This window comes from Alkalibacillus flavidus (assembly GCF_040545925.1).
Taxonomy (GTDB): domain Bacteria; phylum Bacillota; class Bacilli; order Bacillales; family Alkalibacillaceae; genus Alkalibacillus; species Alkalibacillus flavidus.
In genome coordinates this window covers 1-19,152 of sequence record NZ_JBEPMX010000014.1, presented here as the reverse complement: position 1 = coordinate 19,152, position 19,152 = coordinate 1, and the positions used below count along the sequence as shown (strand labels likewise).

Here is a 19,152-nt window from a genome sequence, read left to right as displayed (position 1 = left end):
AGGTAGAACATGAAGCTTGATCACGAATCATTAATCAAATATTTATGGATCTTTATTTTGATCCAACCCGTCATCGATTTGATGACTTCACTCATGGTTCAATTCACTGATACAGTCGTGACGGTCGGGGCGCTCGTCCGCGTCCTGTTCGTCGCGCTCTTTTTTGTCGTTATCGTTTATATCAGCTGGACGATGCCAAAACACCGCAAAATTTTATACTACGTCGGAGCACTCGCACTCGTGCTCATCGCTAGTTTAGTCGTGACGATTTTATTCAAAGACCCTTACAGCTTAGTGGCAGAGCTACAATTTTTATTCAAAATTGTCTACTTTAACTTAGCGCTGATTGCCCTGTATTTAATGTTCAAAGAAATCGTAACCGACAAACAACAACTATTGAACATCGTGTTTAAAGCGTTCTTTTTCGTAGCCGTTGCAGTCGGCGCTAGTATCCTGATCGCCGTCTTAACCCAAACGAGTTTAGAAAGCTATTCACACACCAAAGTCGGCTATAAAGGCTGGTTCTTCTCAGGAAATGAAATCAGTGCCGTGCTCGCGATTACGTATCCAATGGCAGCCTATTACATCGTGTCACAACCGAGCGGCCGAGCAAAAGGCTGGATGATCGTCGCCCTTACGATTTCAGCAATCGGCTTCGGCTTAATGGGCACCAAAGTAGCACTAGGCGGTATTTTACTCACCACTTTAACAGTTGGCTATCACATTATCGTGAACCGATTTGGAAACGGCGTGAAAGGTTGGCAAAAATTCAACACTACTTTATTTATTGCGCTGATCGTCGTCGTGACAGCACACGCGTCGTCATCATTTCTTGAAAATATCGCGAACCAAATATACCAATACGAAAACGTCGTGTCGCAACCAACAGAAGAAGAACAAGAACAAATCGACCCTGACGCGTATATCAAAGACAACTTTCACGCATCATCACGCTTCTTAAACTTAATCTTAAGTAGCCGTGACATTTACGTCAAAATTCACCATAGTTACTTCGTCGACGCCCCAGTCGCCCAAAAACTATTCGGCATGGGCTACGCCAGTAACTATTCAGAAGATCCAAAAACCGTCGAGATCGATGCCTTTGACCTATTCTATTCAATCGGCATCATCGGCTTTATTGTCTACGTCATTCCGATCGTGTATATGCTCTACCGCATCATCCGCGCCTTCTTTGACAAAGGCATTAAAGCCACATTCAAAGACTCAACATCGATCTTCATACTTGTTAGCTTGGCGATTGCATGCGGCATTTCAACCCTAGCAGGACACGTCATCACCGCACCCGCCGTCAGCATCTACCTAGCACTCGTCATGTGCCTAACACTCATCACATTACAAAGACAATAAACTAACCCCCATCGCCCCTCGGTGCGATGGGGGTCTTTTGTGTGAGGGAACCCACTAAATAAAGTGGTGTAGCGCGTTGACTCACATTTCCGGATTCTTGATTCAAATTAAATTGCGCTTGATTCAATCTCCCGCACCTTTGCATCAAACTCAAGCCCCGAATATATTCATCAATCTTGATTCAAACTCCCGCATCCTTGAATCATTCACCATCAAACGAAGGAAGTCGGCCGCAGCCGACTTCCGACCATTTAAAAACATCGTTGATCCACTTGAGCAGAGTGTTGATTCAAATTCCCCCAACCTTGCACCAAGTCAAAATCTACTTGACTCAACCACCCACACCTTTGACCCAAACACCGCTCTCATTCCCTACAACCCCCATGACTCTTACACCATATTCTCCAAAATCTATTGCAAAAAATGTCACATTACGTAACACTTGTTAATTAAAAGGGGGGCGCGCGACATGAAAAAGGTTACTAGCTTCATAATATTAATCACGTTACTAGCTGTCACGCACACACTACACGCGGAAGACCATTCACTCTACCAAACCCAAGAAAACATCGAACTTTCAGAAGGCATCACAATCCAAGCAGGGACCAGACTTTACGGAACCGAGACACCAAATGGAATCGAGATTCAATTCGAAAACACCACAAAAGCGTTGAAACTCGATAACCTAACACGAGTAGAAGAAGGGGAGGCGCCTGAATTCACAGAATGGCGCAAAACATCACAACAAACCACTTCTGCAACTTTCGAAAACGATCACGGCGCTATCACGACAAAAAAATCTACATATCCTATAACGGAAGAACAATCTATCATCTTAGGAAACACCATGTTTCATCAAGTAAACCAAGATGAATCCGAAACTCAAAATCAATCAACCCAAACGAGCGCTCAATCAACACAATCTGTCCCAACCAACGACGATCGCTATTTTACACCAACGCAAAATAAAATCACGGTTTACGATAATCGCAGTGGCTCACTCGAACCGGTCGCCACACTTCAAAAAGGCCAGTCGTACCCAATCGATCAAGTTATGGACAACTGGATTCGCGTTCAATTCGCCAACTACGACGGTTATGTTTATAAACCAGGAACGACAACATATACAAACAAACCGACCAATTTGAACAACCAAAATCTATCAAGCAAAACGCCGATCGACATCACACAAGATACAACCGTCTATGAACGCCTAAGTGGCTCTGGCAATTGGCATACGATTCAATTCGGCTCAGATCAAGCTTATATTTACAAACCAGCAACCGATCCAGCGAGCAACCATGAATCAAACGCTGACGACGGATCAAACGGTCGCACGATCGAAATGACCCAAGATATCACCGTCTACGACAACAGCACAGGTGAACTCGTGCCTTACGCGCGCTTTTTCGAAGGAACCGGGCTTAACATCATGCGCGATTACGGCAATTGGTGGCAAGTGAATATCGCTGGTCAAATCGGCTATGTATGGAAAAAAGGCACGACCATCGATTTTCAAACAACCGATCGTTTCTATCAAACAAAATCGCGAACGCCCGTATATGAGCGTCAAAACGGAGGGCTAGTAGAAGTCGCAAAACTCCACGCCGATGAAACGTACGCACGCATTCGCGACTACGGCAACTGGCACGAAATTCAATACGCTAATGATGAAGCTTATATTTATAAACCAGCAACAAAACTAGCATTGAGCCAAAACTACCAAAATCCGATTCAGAGCGAGCGCTCAATCGGCACAGCCACACCAACACAAAACACGACCGTCTACGATAACACCGGCGACGGTCTCGATCCCTTCGCCACATTGCAAGAAGGCGAGACCTATCCGATTGTCGGCGACCTAGGCAGCTGGTATGAAGTGAATATCTCCGGCCGATACGGCTATGTCCGCGCGGGCCACGTTGAAGCTGATATGATGCGCGCAACAGATATCGTTAAACCGCATCAAGTTTATTCATACAACCAAATGCAGTCAGACATCGATCAACTCGATCAACAGTACGGCTCCCTAATCACGGTCGAAACCATAGGCAAATCCGTTCACAATCGTGACATCCCCGTTGTGAAAATCGGAACTGGCGACATCGATATTTTAATTAATGCGTCACATCACGCACGCGAATGGGTGACAACGAATTTAGTCATGGAACAACTCGATCAATATAGCCAAGCTTATGCACGCGACGAAGCACTAGATGGCTATGACGTTCGCCATTTACTCGACCAAGTCACGCTCCATTACGTGCCCATGGTCAACCCAGACGGCGTCACACTAGTTCAACAAGGCCCAGACGGATTCGATAACCGCGACGAACTCATTGACATGAACGATGGCAACACCGACTTCTCCAGCTGGAAAGCCAACGCACGCGCCGTCGATTTAAACAGACAATACCCAGCCGACTGGGACGACATACGCAACGTCGAATCAGAACCGGGCCCAGAATGATACAAAGGCACAAGCCCGTTAACCGAACCCGAAGTCAAATCACTCTAAGATTACACGAACCAACACGACTTCAAAACATCACTCGCCTACCACTCATCAGGCGAAATCTTGTACTGGGACTATTACTTAGAAGGCGAACTCAAAAACACAACCCGAGACCTAGCCGACCAAATCAGCGCCAAAACCGGCTAAGGCCTCATGATGACCGACAACCCAAGCGGAGGCGGCTACAAAGACTGGGTACTCGACTCACTCCAATACCCAAGCTTCACACCCGAAGTCTCACCATACGTCGGCCCACGCCCAGTCCCCCTAAGCAACTTCAACCGCAACTGGACCCAAAACAACTCAATCGCCCTCTTACTCGCCCAAGAAGCCCTAGACAGATAGAAGTCAGCCGCCGCTGACTTCTTTTTGTGCGTGGTTGATTGATTCAAAACACGAGGCGCTTGATGCAAATTCGTAGGACGTTGATTCAATCTTCCGCGATCTTGATTCAACCTCAAATTCACCATATCTTGATCCAACCTTCATTACTAAAAAAAGAAGTCGGCCGCAGCCGACTTCTTACACTCAAAATATGTTGTTGCCCCACATTAACGATATGTTGATTCACATTTAAAAGTCCTTGCACCAATCTCCTGCACGCTTGAGTCAAATCCGCATTCCCTTGATTCAAACGTCCGAATCCTTGACCCAAATCTGAAACCCCGCTCACTCCCCATACCCTTGATTCACATTTCGTCAATCTTGTACCAAATCCTCAAACACTTGCACCAACCTTTCAAACGCATGAATCAACCCCACACACTCTTGCACCAAATCCCAAACTGCTTGAATCAACCTCAACCAAGCTTGACTCAAACTCCCATTCCCTTGCACCAAACTCCGCTCACCTTGATTCACTCGCACCAACCCCAACTCACCCTACCGAAACAACCCCTCCAAACAATACCGCGCCGTACTCCGCTCACCCTCCATCGGCAACGACGCCAACAACCGCTGACACGTCGACCGCGAACGAATCCCTAAAAACGCCCGTGCCTGCTTATTCGTCACCCACATCGTCCGAAAAATCACCGCAAATGCCCGCAGCCCACGCCAATGCGCCTCAGCCTCAACACACCCACACGCCCCACAAATCCATTTCGTATAGTGATACCGCATCATACCACCGTCACAGCACTCACACGGCACACCTTGCGCAAGCCACTCCGCCCGAACCCCAAAATCCGCCATCACATCGCAATCCAACGGCGTATGCTGATCTTTCAAGAAAACCGCAAGCTTCGTCACCTCAGCCCGGCTCAATTGCGCACGATTCGATCGATACAACATCTGATAATACTCAAACAACCGCTGACTAGTCATTAAATTATGAGGAGGGTCGGGAATATTGAGAATTGCCTTATCATGCGTAAACGCCGCACACGTATAAATCGGCGGATGATCAAACCCATGCCGCTGCAACAACTTCTCCAACTGATACCGCTGAATCTCCGCCTGCACAAGCGGATTCCCATACACCTCCGTCACACCATCCACCCGCTGCAACAACTGCCCACTCTCATTAATCGACAGCTCACCCTTTAAATGCTTCGCCTCAACAATCAACATAAAACGCGCCGTCACAACCAACAAATCCGTCTGAAAATACCCACTCACCCCACGCGCCCTCAGCCCAAATAGCCCCAAAACCTCATCCCGAGGCCAAAGATTCACATAATAATACAACGACTTCTCACCTAAATACCCCGCCAACTGCCGACCATACGCCTCATCCAACCGCCGCCACAAACCATCACGCCGATTATAACGCGCCACAATCGTCTCCAACTGCTGCAACTCCCACGTCTTCTCAAGTGGTAAAACAATCATCAAAAACCACCTCCTGAAAAGATTATAGCCACTTCATTCAAACCCGTCTATCCGCCAAAAAAGAGCACATTTTCACCTTAAACAACGTTCACCCACGATTAATGTTAAAACTTAACCAAAATCAAAACTTAATCCACTTATCTTCGAGTAAAAATTTTTTTAATAAAATATCTATTTCGACCAAAAAACCCTAATCCTTGAATCAAAATTGATCAACCTTGATCCAATCTCAAAACACCTTGAATCAACCCAAACTCAACTTGATTCAAAATCGCAAAAACTTGACTCAACCCTGAGTCTTAACACACCTACCAATCGTTGACTCAAAATCTGCCATACTTGAATCAAACGCATTATCCCTTGATTCAACCTCAAAATCGCTTGAATCAAAAACTCGAAGCCTTGATCCAATCGCTGGACGTTCATCCACCTAAATCTCCTTCGGACATTATCGCTCCGCCCCCCAAACCTTGCACCAAATTTCGAAATCTTTGCACCAACTCCAATCCCGCTTGACTCAACCTCTCAATCCCTTGCACCAACCTCACTCAACCTTGATTCAAACTCCGCATCTCTTGCACCAAACTACACAAAAAAAGCAATCCACCGCGGTGGATTGCTTCCATCTCCATATCATTTTCTAAACAAAGCAACAGCGTCTCGCGCTGTTGCAACAGCTTGCTCTCGGTATGTACTCACATCGATCGCGTCATCTCCATAGACACCTAACGCCTCTAACAAAGCATCAGCATCCCAATCGCGCCGCTCAACATGACCGACAACACGCTCGCCGGCAAACGCGTCAATCTTCGGGTCATACGATAACGCGACAAACGGTGTCTCAAGCACAGCGGCAAAAATCAACGCATGCAGTCGCATACCAATTAACGACCGCGCACCCGCAATTATTTGCAGCCTCTCATCAATCGAACTCTCCGCATCCATAATGTGCACGCGCCGTTCAGACGTCCGCGTCATCTGTTTCCGCACCGCAAACGAGGCGTCATAATCCGTATCACCTTGCATCGGGACGAACACGATATCCGCGTCAATCTGATCTAACGCCTCAGCTAACACGTTCTGATACCGCGAATCTTCAGCCCACGGGCGCACGCTCACAGCGACATAATCGCCACGTTCCAACGTAAAATCATCAATATTCATCCCGAACACCGCATCAGCCGTGACATCGATCTCGCGCGTCACACCAATCTCACGCAACAATGCAAGTGACAGATGATCCCTAACTGACACAGCATCCACATCCCGAAACGTCCGCGCTAACAACCGCCGACCTAACGAGCGTTCAATCGGGCCGACCCCTTGCGCATACGCAAATACGGGCACACGATAACGCTTCGCTAATCCAATCACCGCGCAATAATACGGAATCGACTTCCATCCCGTGACATCTTGCATTAAACTGCCGCCACCGCTAATCAGTCCGTCAGCGCCACGCAACACACGCCGAATCTTCAAAAAATCAAACCGATGAATCGCTGTAACGCCGTGCCGCGCTTCCGTATCACGCGGATCTCCGGATAAAACGACAATCTCCACATCAGGTTCCTCTACCCGCAATCGCTGCACAATTGAACGCAAAATCGCTTCATCTCCTATATTGTAAAAACCATAATAGCCTGAAATGACGACCTTCATGTTAGTCTAGTCCTCCGTCTAATTCCGTCGAAATGGTAGTTGGTCAAGCCGAATTACGCCCCATAGCAAACATAGCCCTGCATAAATAGCGCCACCGAAACCAACCATGACCATAGTATATAGAAGGGCAGACCCTCTTGTCCAATCGTCACCCGACACAAATTGACCTAAAATCACAATCGCCACACCCATCAAAACCGCTGCCATCAACAATTGCGCATTTCTCTTATTCCAAAAAGGCGGCCCATTAAAACGTCTGAGAATCAACACATGATTCCATACCATCAAAACAAAAAACACAACAACCGTCGACCAAGCCGCCCCAACTAATCCAAACGCAGAGACTAAACCGATATTTAACAACGCTTTCAAACCTAAACACACAACGACAACGCCAGCAGCCAACTTCGCACGCTCGAGTCCTTGAAGCATCCCAACCGACACTACCGCAAACGCCGTCACACCCGTGCTCACATTCAGCCAAAACACGACGTCACTGCCAGAAGCATTCGTAAATAACGCCACATTGACAGGCACCGTCAACACGACCAAACCAATCATCACAGGCCACGCCACAAGATGAATCAATTCATAAGCGCGTGCCATCACACGCCGTAAATCACGATCACGCCCGTCAGCTAACAGTTCAGCCATCCGTGGTACCAACGGCAATACAAGCGATGTCGCAGCAACCGTCGCCACTTGAATCAACGCTTGTCCGCGGCCATACAATCCGTACGTTTCATACACATCGCCCACACCAAAAGCACCCAAGCTAAATGGCACCGTCAACGAATCGACCACATTCACCGCTGCTAACGTCACCGTACCAACCGCAATCGGAATCGACCTTGACAAAATACGCTTCGACCAATAAACAAACGCACCCCACGTCAATCCGCCAAAACCAAATCGAACCAACTGCGTACGCCGAAACTTAACCATTAAATAAATCAACGACCCAACTGCGCCAATAATCGAACCACTCATAACACCAGCCGCAACTCTCGCATCGCTCATACCCATATCAACTAAAACAACCGCCGCAACTAACATCACGACAACCCGTATTAATTGTTCAATCACTTGCGACACAGCCGTCTGCGTCATATCTTGAAACCCTTGGAAAAAGCCACGATAAACCGCCATAAAAGGTACAACCAACAACGCTGAACTCACGACAATGAGGGCCCATTCCGTCTCACGCCCGCCGAGCAACACCGCAATCGGCTCCGACAATACCCAAATCACGATAAAACTCCCAATACCAAATAAGACCCCGAGCGTACTCGCGGTCTGATAAATCGTCTTAATCTGGTTGTCGTCACCTTGAGCCCGAGCCTCTGCAATTAATTGCGATATCGCAAGCGGAATACCCGCAACCGCTAACGTCATCGTCACCATATAAACCGGGTACACTAAACTGAAGATACCGAGTACATCGTCACCCGCAATGTTTTGAAGCGGCACACGAAAAATACTTCCCAAAACCTTCGAGATCAAAGCCGCTAACGACAAAATTAATGTCCCACGTAGTAAACTCATGACTTAAACCTCTTTTTCAACACGGTTCCAATAAACTGTGGTAACACAAATGCCCGGCGCCAACGTGATGGCTGATGTAAAAAACGATACAACCATTCCAAATTCAACCGTCGCCACGTCTCCGGCGCACGCTTCACATAGCCCCCGAGCACATCAATACTACCACCAACACCGATAAATACACCTTGATCAAACTTATCAAAATGAGCATCGATCCACTGCTCCTGCCGGGGTACACCGAGACCGACCAACACCAAGTTCGGCTGAAACGCCTTGATCGCATCAATTACCGACTCATCATTAAAATCAAAATACCCGTGATGATAATCGACCGCGTCTAACCCAGGATAACGAGAAGACACACGACCAGCTGCCTCTTGAACAACATCTTCACGTCCGCCGAGTAAAAACACCCGATAACCATGCTCATTCCCACGTTCAAGCAAACCAATCATCGAGTCATAGCCCGTCACACGCTCAGGTAAATAATCACCAACAAGACGAACACCTTTCACGATACCAATCCCGTCAGCTGTCACGTGCGTTGCGCGATGTAACACATTCATAAAATGCTGATCGCGCTGACCAATCATCGCCGACTCCGGATTCACCGTCACGACAAACGTCTTGTCCTTATCTTCAATACGCTGAGCCATCAAATTAATGAACTCAGCCTGATCTATGTATAAAAAGGGGATCCCTAAAAACTTAACTACCTTCATGACTTTGACTCCCTTCGTTAGTCATATTATATCAAAAACATGCAATAACTAACATCATTCATAAAGAAGTTCATGAAATTTCTTACCATAAAGTTCTAACCATTAACCAAAAGTCATAGCTAATCAATCTATTAAAATTAAAAACACACCAAAGGTACCTTTACCAGATTCAACTAATTATATGAAAATAGTCACAATTTCATATTTCTCATTTGCAAACTGTTGACTTTTTCTATAAAAATACTAAGATAGTATTTAGGCTAATACATAATACCAAATATTACACAGACAGAATTGTGAAAAAATTAATATTTTGTTTAGGAAAAATATTGATTTCTTTTTTTGTTGGTGTTATATTTTGGTGTATGAGTTACCTGAAAATCTCTTATTCAATTAGGTAATGAGAAAACTATAAATACATAGAAATCGTGTCAATTTATAGTTTTCTAATAATAGAGCCAAGGAGGAGAAACATTTTATGAGTAACTTTCGTAAAAACAATGCACGTAAAGTTATGACGACGTCAGCAGCAGCTGCGTTAGCGGCGACAGCAATTGCGCCAGCAGTAGCTTCAGCTGATGATCACACGTTCTCAGACGTGCAAACAGACCACCCTTATTTCGATCAAATTGAAACTCTAGCAGCGGCTGGTGTTGTTCAAGGTGACGAAAACGGTAACTTCAATCCAGAGGACTATATGTCCCGTGCTTCAGCTGCAGAAATGTTAGCTAAAGCATTAGATTTACAACCAGAAGGTGAAAACCCATTCCCGGATGTATCTGACGAACATTGGGCTGCAGATTCAATCACAGCGCTTTATGAAGCTGGTGTTGTTCAAGGTGATGAAGATGGACATTTCAACCCATCAAATGATTTAAGCCGTGCAGCTATCGCTGAAATGGTCGTTAAAGGTTACGGTTTAGAATTAGATGAAGCTAGTGAAGTAACATTCGACGATGTTGATGAAGGCGAATGGTATGCTAACAACGTACACATCTTAGCTTCACATGGACTAGTAACAGGTAATGGTGAAGGACAATACTTCCCAGAAAACGACATGCAACGTCAACACTTTGCTAAATTAGTAGCAACAGCTATGGACCAATACGGTGAAGAGGAAGAACTAGCAGTTGAATCAGTAAGTTCTATCAATCACCAACAAGTTCGTGTTGTATTCAACCAAGAATTAACAGAAGGTGTTGATGCGTCTGACTTTGATATCGACAATGGTATTACAGTCCGTGATGCTGAAGTAGATTCAAGTAATCCAAACATCGTTTACTTGACTACAACATCACAAACGACTGGTTATGAATACACAGTCAGTTATGAAGGTGCTGAAGTAGGTAGCTATATCCTACAAGGTAACACTGGTTCATATAATGATGATATCGAAATCCAAGAAACTGACTCAGTACTAAAACAAATCAGCACTGCTGAATCTTCAGATGACGACAACATCGATCGTGGCAAACGTCAATATACAGTGAATGTCTCAGGACTAACTGGTCAAGTAGACATTGCGTTAGTACCTGCTTCTTACATCACACAAAACGAAGATGGTCAACCAGTGTTCATCAATGACTCTGATGACAACCTTCGCGTTCACTTAAAACAATTTGAAAACGCTGAACTTCAATCAACTATTGAAGAAGTGAATGGTGTAGACCACTTCAACAGTTATGCAGACGGCATTGACGTTCCAAGTGATGACGAACTAACATTTACAGTAGACAATCAAGATCAAGCTGAGACTGTCGTTCCAGTAGTATTCCAAGATGCTAACTCAGACGACCATTTATCAGTTGATCGCGACGGCGTTCCGACTGAAGCAGTTGGTATTGGCGGAGCGTTAGCATTCTACTCAGAAGAAGCTGATTTCGGTAATTATGAAGATGTTCAAACATTACAGGGCTACACAGCAACACATTTCCCTGAACATAATGCATTTATCGATACAGAAGGACGCTTATTCTCATATGACTCTGAAGATGAATACCAATTAGAAGGTATTGGAATTTCAGAAGATGAATTCCATTCATTATTAACACCTAGCGATGTATTAGATGTTAGCTACCGTGAAGACGGCGTATCAACATTTAACTTTATTGAGGAATACGGTTCAGAAGCACCAACTGCAGTTGAAGCACTTGTAGCTGATAATAACGTGCACCTAGAATGGAATAATGGTAATATCAATAATGAAGGCTCAAGCTATATTGTAGAACGTGCTCCTTCAGTAGGCCCAGACGGCATTGGTAATACATCTGATGATGTCACATCAGACTTCCAATGGGAAGAAGTTGGAACAACAAACCTAACATGGTTCACAGATGAAAATGTAGCAGACGGACAGTATGTTTACCGTATCAAAGTAGAAAATGAAGTAACAAATGATGTAGATGTAAGTGGTGAAGACCTGAGCGATAGCGGTGTTGCTGGTCATGTACAAGTACCACAAGAAACTACGAATGAAACACCAGTAGTAGAACAATTTACAGCAATTGACCAAGGTTTAACAGGTGAAGTTGATACCGGCGACACTTGGAACATCCTATTCTCTGAAAATATGGACCTACAAGATGGAGACTTAATTCGTGCAAGCGAATTAAACGATGGTGCAGAATATAGCAATATCGTATTAGGTGAAGGTAACACGTTCGAAACAACAGAAGACCCAACTGGTCGTACATTGTTAACAATCGAATTCACTGAAACACCAAATATTGACGGCTATAACAATTACATCGGTACAGATGAGCCACAACGAAATGAAATTTTAGAATATGAAGAATTAGCAATCACTAATTCAGATGGAGTTGAATCAGCGGCTGGATTAACATTAGCTGCAACATTAAACTCACCATCATCATTTAGTCATAACCTACACGGCGACGCGCCTGCTGTAAGTAACATTACAACAAATGCTAACAAGCAGTTTACTATCACTTTTGACCAAGCAGTCGATTTAGAATCCGCAGGCAATGCAGATAATTACCTTGTAACAACAGACGGTGATACAAACGAAGTTACTCGCGTAGACGTAACTAGTTGGAATACAGTAGATGTTTACACACTAAATGATCTTGGTACAAACTCTACTTTAGACCAAACAGTTGCTGACGTAGACGGTGTTGAAGCGGACGAAACAACTCCAATTACAGGTGACGGCTCTACTGGTGGAGACAATGGTGATGGAGACGATAATGGTGAAACACAAACATTTGAAATCACATCAGCTGACGGTTCATATGCAAATGACTTAGCAGCTAGCCTTGGTGTTGGTACTTTAACACTAGAGGGTACGGTCGCTGATGAGGACGTTGATACTATCGATTCAGTTGATGTTCTTCTAACTGGCGAAGGCTTAGAAGCAGATCAAGAACTAGCAGAAACTGTGAATGTATCAGAAGGTGAATTCTCTGAAGACGTTCCTGGCTATAATGATGAGATTCATGAGACAGTAAAAGTTTCATATACAAATGAAGCAGGTGAAGAAGTCATTACTGAAACTACAATTAACTTTGTAGAATAATATGTATCAATTTTGTAATACAGGTTTAGCAATTGAGCTAAACCTGTATTACAATAAACAAAATGGAGGTATCGACATGAATAACAAGACTAAAATTGCAAGTATTGCAGCGTTATCTGCAACAGCAACAGCTTTTGTAGCGTCTCCAGTTGCTGCGAACGCTGAACTAGAAGGTATTTATGATATTGAAAATGGCACTTTCATGTCATTAGAGGCATTTCAAGAACTTTCACCAAATGAAAAAGTAGAGCATTTATTAGATGAAAACAATCATATGGTTTCAGGTGATTCTGTATATAAAATGACAGACATCATCACTAAGAGTGAAGAAGATTTACTAAATAGTGCTGAAACTGTAGAAGACTTTGAAACAGAAAATGAAGTTAGCCTTTCAGAAATCAAAGACTCTTCAGATGTAACAGATGAACTAACTGTTGAATCTGTAAGTGCGATTAATGCTACAAAAGTTGAAGTTACATTCGCAAACGGTACTACTGAAACGATCACTCTAGATTCTGCTCTAGAAGATGGTGCGACTACAGTATCATTCGAATATAATGGACAAACATTCACAGATGTTGCTTTAGACGAAGCATTTGTTGCTCCAACTGAGGCTAGTGTTGATTCAGTAACAGCTACTGTAAATGATGATCAAACAGTGACTGTATCTGGTGATGTTAGCTTAGCTGATAAAGTAGAAGTTACAATTGATGGAACTACTACTGAAGCAACCCTAACTGATGGTAGTTATACATTCACTTCTTCTGCTTTATCTGATGGGTTATATACTGTAACTGTTACTGCTTATGATGCAGATGGTAAAGTTGATACAGCTTCTGAAAGTGTATCAGTAGTAGAGCAAACTGGTGAAACTGGTATTGCAGGTTATGTTGTAGGAAGTGACTTGAACGGAACACCAGTAGAAGGCCTTGAATTAAATATCAGTGGTACGACAGTTACTACAGATGCAGATGGGTACTTTGAAGCTTCAACAAGCACAGGTAGTAAACGAGTTGAATTAAGCTATGATGGCTATGTAGATAATGAAAACTATACTTCTGGTGATAGTAGAATCTCAGTTAAAGATGGAAAACTAACTGGTATGGTACTTGACTTATCTCAAGACATGACAAAGATTCAGCCAGAAGTTACTGCTTCAACAAATACTGAAATTAAGATTCCACTAAATGATAACGAAGGTAATCCTTTAACGACTAGTGATGTAACTATCTCAATGCAAAAATGGGATACTCAAGAAGAAATGTGGATTACAGTTGCAAGTGATATTAGCTCTGCAGTAGGTTCTGCTGGGGTTGCTACAATTGATGAAAATACCGGTACTCCAGCTATTGGTGATTTAACGATTGGTGAACAATACCGATTCACAGTTACTGGAGCATCTTACAGCAACGCTGTAACTAGAGAGCTAACAATTTCCGAAGAAAACCTTGATGCTGGCGAAGGCGACCTTTACACATTAGATAATGTTGTAATGGAAAATGCTGAATCAGTAGAAGCAATGACATTATCTGGTCAAATCTTTAATAATGCTATTGAAGATAATGACCAAGCTGCGACTGCTAATGCTGTAGAAATTGTAGATGGTTCAGGTACTAATTTTGATATTGATATGGGCGCTGTTAATGGTGCTATGGGGAATGTAACTATTGAATTTAATGCAAGTTCTGGAGCTTCAGAAGGCGCTGTAATGTCAGGCGACACAATAACAGTTACACTAGATAGCGATACTGCAAATCATAGTGCTTCAGAATTAGAAACCCTTTTACAAGGCGTAACAGGTACACCTTCAACGTTTGATGCAACAGCAATTTCTGTTACAGATGCTGGTGCTTCAACTCAAGCAAATACAATTGTAGCGGCAAACACTTTAAATTCAGTTACTGTTTCTAACGGTTCTGGTACAACTAGAAACCTTAGCGAAAATGATATTGACTTAGAGTTAGTTAAATCTAATGATTCTTCAGTAGAAGCATTAACTGATTTCAGTGCTAATGCTGATGGAACATTTACATTTAGCGCACATAACCTTGTTTCAGGCACTTATTATCTTAAAGTGAAAGATGATACTAGTCTTGATTTCGCTCAAAAAGTTATTCCTGTAGAAATCACTGAAGGCCAAGATAAAGATATTAAAGTTGTCCTTGATACTGACTTAGGTGACATCAATTCCTTATCTGGTGATGTATTATCTTCAGTTGATGGTCAAACTCTAAAAACTGGTTCAAATGACACTTATACAGTTGAATTGAAACAACATGGAGTTACTTTATTAACGAAGAAAAACCAAGACAGCCCGGATGGTGATAGCGAAGGCTTTGCAGCAGACGAATTATCATTTGGTTACAACTTTGCAAATATTGCTGATGGTGACTATCAGGCTGTAGTTTCTGGTGACTATAACGTTACTAAAACTGAAAACATTAATGTAACAGAAGATGTTGCAGAAGACTTAGAAATTACACAAGCTGGTATCGTAAAGATTGACGATATTAGAACTAGCAGTGAATATTCTGAAAATGCAGTAACTGTACTTCTTACTGATGAGAATGGAAATCCAATTTTAGGAGATTCTGCTGACTTTACTGGACTTGCTGATAATAGTGGTGACGATGCCGTACTACCTGAATTCAAAGCAGTACCTCAAGGTGCTAAAAAGGTTAAAGTACTTTCAAAAGATCACTTTGTTGGTTATCTCGATACTGATGCAAGCAGTTCAGTAGATGAAATCCCTAATTTCGATTTCTCTGATAATGCTAGCGGTTATGACATCACTTTGAGTGCTGATCCAGAAATCACGTTAACTCCAAACGATAAACTTGATTTCTCAAGTTTTGTGAAGATGAATGGTTTACCAGTAGATAGTGCTGATGTTGAATTTGGTTCCACTAGTACTACAACTGCTGCAAATGGAGGTTTTTCTGTTACTGATAAAACACCAGGTTCTTACGAAGTAGTAATTACTGATAGTGACGGTGCAACAAATGGTCTATTTGCTACAACTACACTAACAGTTGATTTAGTAAATCAAGATGTAACAAGACCTTCAATTGATGTTGAAGAAGTTGACCCAAGCTCACTTGAATTCACATCAAATGTTGAATTAGCTTCTATTACAGCTGTAAATGAACATGGTTATGCTTACACTGGTACAGTATTACAAAATAATACTGATGCATTACTAGAAGAATTACCTGCTGGAGATTATACTATTACAGCAACACCAGCTACAGGTACTAAGTACGCTCCATATACGTTTACTAAGACAATCTCTGAAGGTTCAGATGTTGTTGTAGATAACACATTCGAACAATCTTATGCAGCTACGGTATCATTTACTAAGTTAGATGGTGGTGCGACTACTAACGAAGCTCGTGTTGTAATTTATGATTCCGAAGGTAATGAAGTATCTTATGGTAAGTCTTCTGGAAACTCTTACAAGTTTGATGTAAGCGAAGGCTTAACTGCTGGTGACTATACTGCAAAAGTATTTGTTAGCCAAGATGCTGGCGGTACTGATGCTGGTAAAGATGAAGCAGCAGTTGGTTCTAAAGACTTTACAATTACAGACCAAAGTGTAACTGTAAATATCAACTTAGAACAATATTAATTCTTTGCTTTATAAGTTCATATTTTAATATATGAATGAAGTAAATAGAAAAGACCTCATGGACTCCCTTCATGGGGTCTTTTTTTATGGCTCTACAATATTTGTTGGGGTAGTGGCGCAATTTAGGGTGAATTGAGGGATGGTAGCCGTTGGTGTCAGGTGATCGCTTACGGTGGATGCTTGCACCCATAGGGCACAAGTGCAACATCTGCTCAATCTCACTACGTTCGTTTTTTCGCAGTGTTTTCTATGCAGGGGCACGGCTCGAGCCTCCTGTATTTTCGCATTCCGGAAAACCACATATACGCATGACGAAAAAACTGGGGGAGCTCATCATGGCTTCTCCGTATTTTTTATGTTTAATAAAATACGGATAATTACCAATATTCAGACATATATGGTTATAAATAATGAAATCATTCATTTTAAAAAAAATAGGATGAGTGGTAGGTGAATGACATATTATCTTTAATTCTAAATAAAATTGACCTCCTTATACTTTAATAAGTTAAAATCATCCATTTTCATTGAAGATTTTCTTCGAATTTGGATATGAGCTTTTCTTTTGTGATCTTTCCCTTTATTTTGGAAAAAACATTCTTCAAGGAGTCAGCCACCATCTCATTACTTCCTTTGAGGTAGGATTGCAGAAATGTCATGAACTCCTTTGTTTCTCCATCAAAATATTTCCTGTATGTTTTCTGGATTACATAAGGGAGTTGATGATATAAAAGGCTATGTACAAATCCTCCAGGCTTTTTGATGAACAGGTCCGTATGGTGAAGTAATGATAGAGAATGCTCATCTACACCTGTTAATCGAGTATGAGTAGCGATCACGTCGCCTTTATAAATACATTTGATATGAATATCTGTGTAATGAATATCCACCTTCTTCCCGACATATTGAGTTGGCACAGAGTAAAGGTTATTTTGAAACTGGATCATAGAACTTTTATTCACAACTCTTTTGTCTTTTTCTACATACATAAAATCACTTTGTAAGGGTCGCAGCACCTTTTGTTCTTCCTTAAATCGTTGAATACATGTCTTCCGGTTATACAGACATTCCTTATGATTCAGCTTCATAAGCTCCTCCATTAGGTAGTGATTGGCTTCCTCTAATGAAGAAAATGAGCTTCTATTTGAAAAGATAGTATCTTCTATTACACCGATAGTCTTCTCGACATGTCCCTTTTCATTCCCCTTTCGTACATTACAAAAGCGATAATTAAAATTGTGGTGTTTGGACAATGCTTTCAGAATTCTAGAAGGTTTCTTCTTTCCATTTTTGGAGCGTTGATGATTCACGGCAAGACTCATATTATCGTACACAACCGTTTGATAAACGCCCTCGCAATGGTTAAAAAATGCATTATGGATATCAACAAATGATTTCCGGTTTTCCGATTCATACAAGCAGGCATACCGATAGTTACTGTATGCACTGGCGAACACACCAGCTTTTAATATACGAGGGTGCCCATTTATATATAAAGGAATGCTTCCCCAGTCAAACTCACAATATTCCCCTGGTCGGTAAGCACATTTAATAAAGGCTTCTAACTTCTTCTCTTCTAACTCATTAATGAGTCTACAGGTGGTACTGTAATGAATATCGAATCCATGTTTTATGACTTCGTTGTGGATCTGAAGTTTATTCTTCTTCAGTTTAGATTGACGCTTTTTGACTTTCTCTTTGTTCTCTTGGATATAATGCTCAATCAATTCGGTCAAAACCGGTGTCACTTTGTATCTCTTTCTCACACGTGGTTTTGTGATTGATGCTTTTATGAGGTTTGCCGAAAGGATCTTCTCATACTCGGGATCTTTGTCGCGCCTTTGTAGAAAATCCTTTTGTAAACCAAGACACCGTATGACGGCTTTAATGCTCGTGTCAGCCGCAATGGCTATTTCCTCGATATCCATATGGTATAAATTATCGATTTCTGGATTGTTCGCTAAGTTATGAATATATGTTTCCTGTGTTTTTGATAACGTCATGATATACTCCCCTTTATAAAAAACTATGTTATTTATCGGTAGGAAAGGGAGTTTCATTAAATATGATGCAAGGGGGTATAAATTGAAATACTTTCTACAAGGAGTTAGCCACCCTCTCATTACTTCCTTTGAGATAGGATTGAAGAAATGCCATGAACTCCTTTGTTTCTCCATCAAAATATCATCTAACTTAAAGACAATCCTGAAATAAATCAATGTTGAAACATATATTATATTCATGATTTAATCGGGAGTGTCAATAATTTTGTGTAAATGACCCTAGTCTAGTAGAAACGTTAGCTTGTTATCTAAGATTAGCTGTAGCTTATGAGATGCTCCAAGCC

Annotated in this window: 9 protein-coding genes; 4 read left to right on the top strand and 5 right to left on the bottom strand. The window is 42.4% G+C overall.

The window, feature by feature from the left end:
• The first annotated feature begins 9 nt into the window (after window positions 1-9).
• The gene (locus ABID56_RS11565) at window positions 10-1,368 is read left to right on the top strand and encodes an O-antigen ligase family protein (RefSeq protein ID WP_354221371.1); all 1,359 of its coding nucleotides are present in this window, start codon (window positions 10-12) and stop codon (window positions 1,366-1,368) included.
• A gap of 469 nt (window positions 1,369-1,837) precedes the next feature.
• A complete protein-coding gene (locus ABID56_RS11560; RefSeq protein WP_354221369.1) occupies window positions 1,838-3,838 on the top strand; it encodes a M14 family zinc carboxypeptidase in 2,001 nt (666 codons plus the stop codon).
• 927 nt (window positions 3,839-4,765) lie between these two features.
• Here ABID56_RS11560 and ABID56_RS11555 read toward each other — a convergent pair.
• The 4 genes from ABID56_RS11555 to ABID56_RS11540 form a co-directional block, all read right to left on the bottom strand.
• On the bottom strand, window positions 4,766-5,716 hold the full coding sequence (locus ABID56_RS11555) for a nuclease-related domain-containing protein (RefSeq protein WP_354221367.1): 951 nt from the start codon (window positions 5,714-5,716) through the stop codon (window positions 4,766-4,768).
• Window positions 5,717-6,349: 633 nt separating this feature from the next.
• The gene (gene csaB, locus ABID56_RS11550) at window positions 6,350-7,375 is read right to left on the bottom strand and encodes a polysaccharide pyruvyl transferase CsaB (protein ID WP_354221365.1); all 1,026 of its coding nucleotides are present in this window, start codon (window positions 7,373-7,375) and stop codon (window positions 6,350-6,352) included.
• An 18-nt stretch (window positions 7,376-7,393) separates the two neighbouring features.
• Entirely contained in the window at window positions 7,394-8,920 is a 1,527-nt protein-coding gene (locus ABID56_RS11545; protein ID WP_354221363.1) for a putative polysaccharide biosynthesis protein, read from the bottom strand.
• Window positions 8,917-9,642, bottom strand: coding sequence for a WecB/TagA/CpsF family glycosyltransferase (locus ABID56_RS11540; protein ID WP_354221361.1), 726 nt, complete (start codon window positions 9,640-9,642; stop codon window positions 8,917-8,919). The genes ABID56_RS11545 and ABID56_RS11540 overlap by 4 nt, the downstream gene beginning before the upstream one ends.
• Before the next feature lie 478 nt (window positions 9,643-10,120).
• Here ABID56_RS11540 and ABID56_RS11535 point away from each other — a divergent pair, with 478 nt between their 5' ends.
• Together ABID56_RS11535 and ABID56_RS11530 are read left to right on the top strand one after the other, a co-directional pair.
• On the top strand, window positions 10,121-13,177 hold the full coding sequence (locus ABID56_RS11535; RefSeq protein ID WP_354221359.1) for an S-layer homology domain-containing protein: 3,057 nt from the start codon (window positions 10,121-10,123) through the stop codon (window positions 13,175-13,177).
• Window positions 13,178-13,253: 76 nt separating this feature from the next.
• Window positions 13,254-16,805, top strand: a complete 3,552-nt coding sequence (locus tag ABID56_RS11530) for a hypothetical protein (protein ID WP_354221357.1) — start codon at window positions 13,254-13,256, stop codon at window positions 16,803-16,805.
• A 524-nt stretch (window positions 16,806-17,329) separates the two neighbouring features.
• Here ABID56_RS11530 and istA read toward each other — a convergent pair.
• Window positions 17,330-18,808, bottom strand: coding sequence for an IS21 family transposase (gene istA / locus ABID56_RS11525; RefSeq protein ID WP_354221355.1), 1,479 nt, complete (start codon window positions 18,806-18,808; stop codon window positions 17,330-17,332).
• Window positions 18,809-19,152 lie beyond the last annotated feature (344 nt).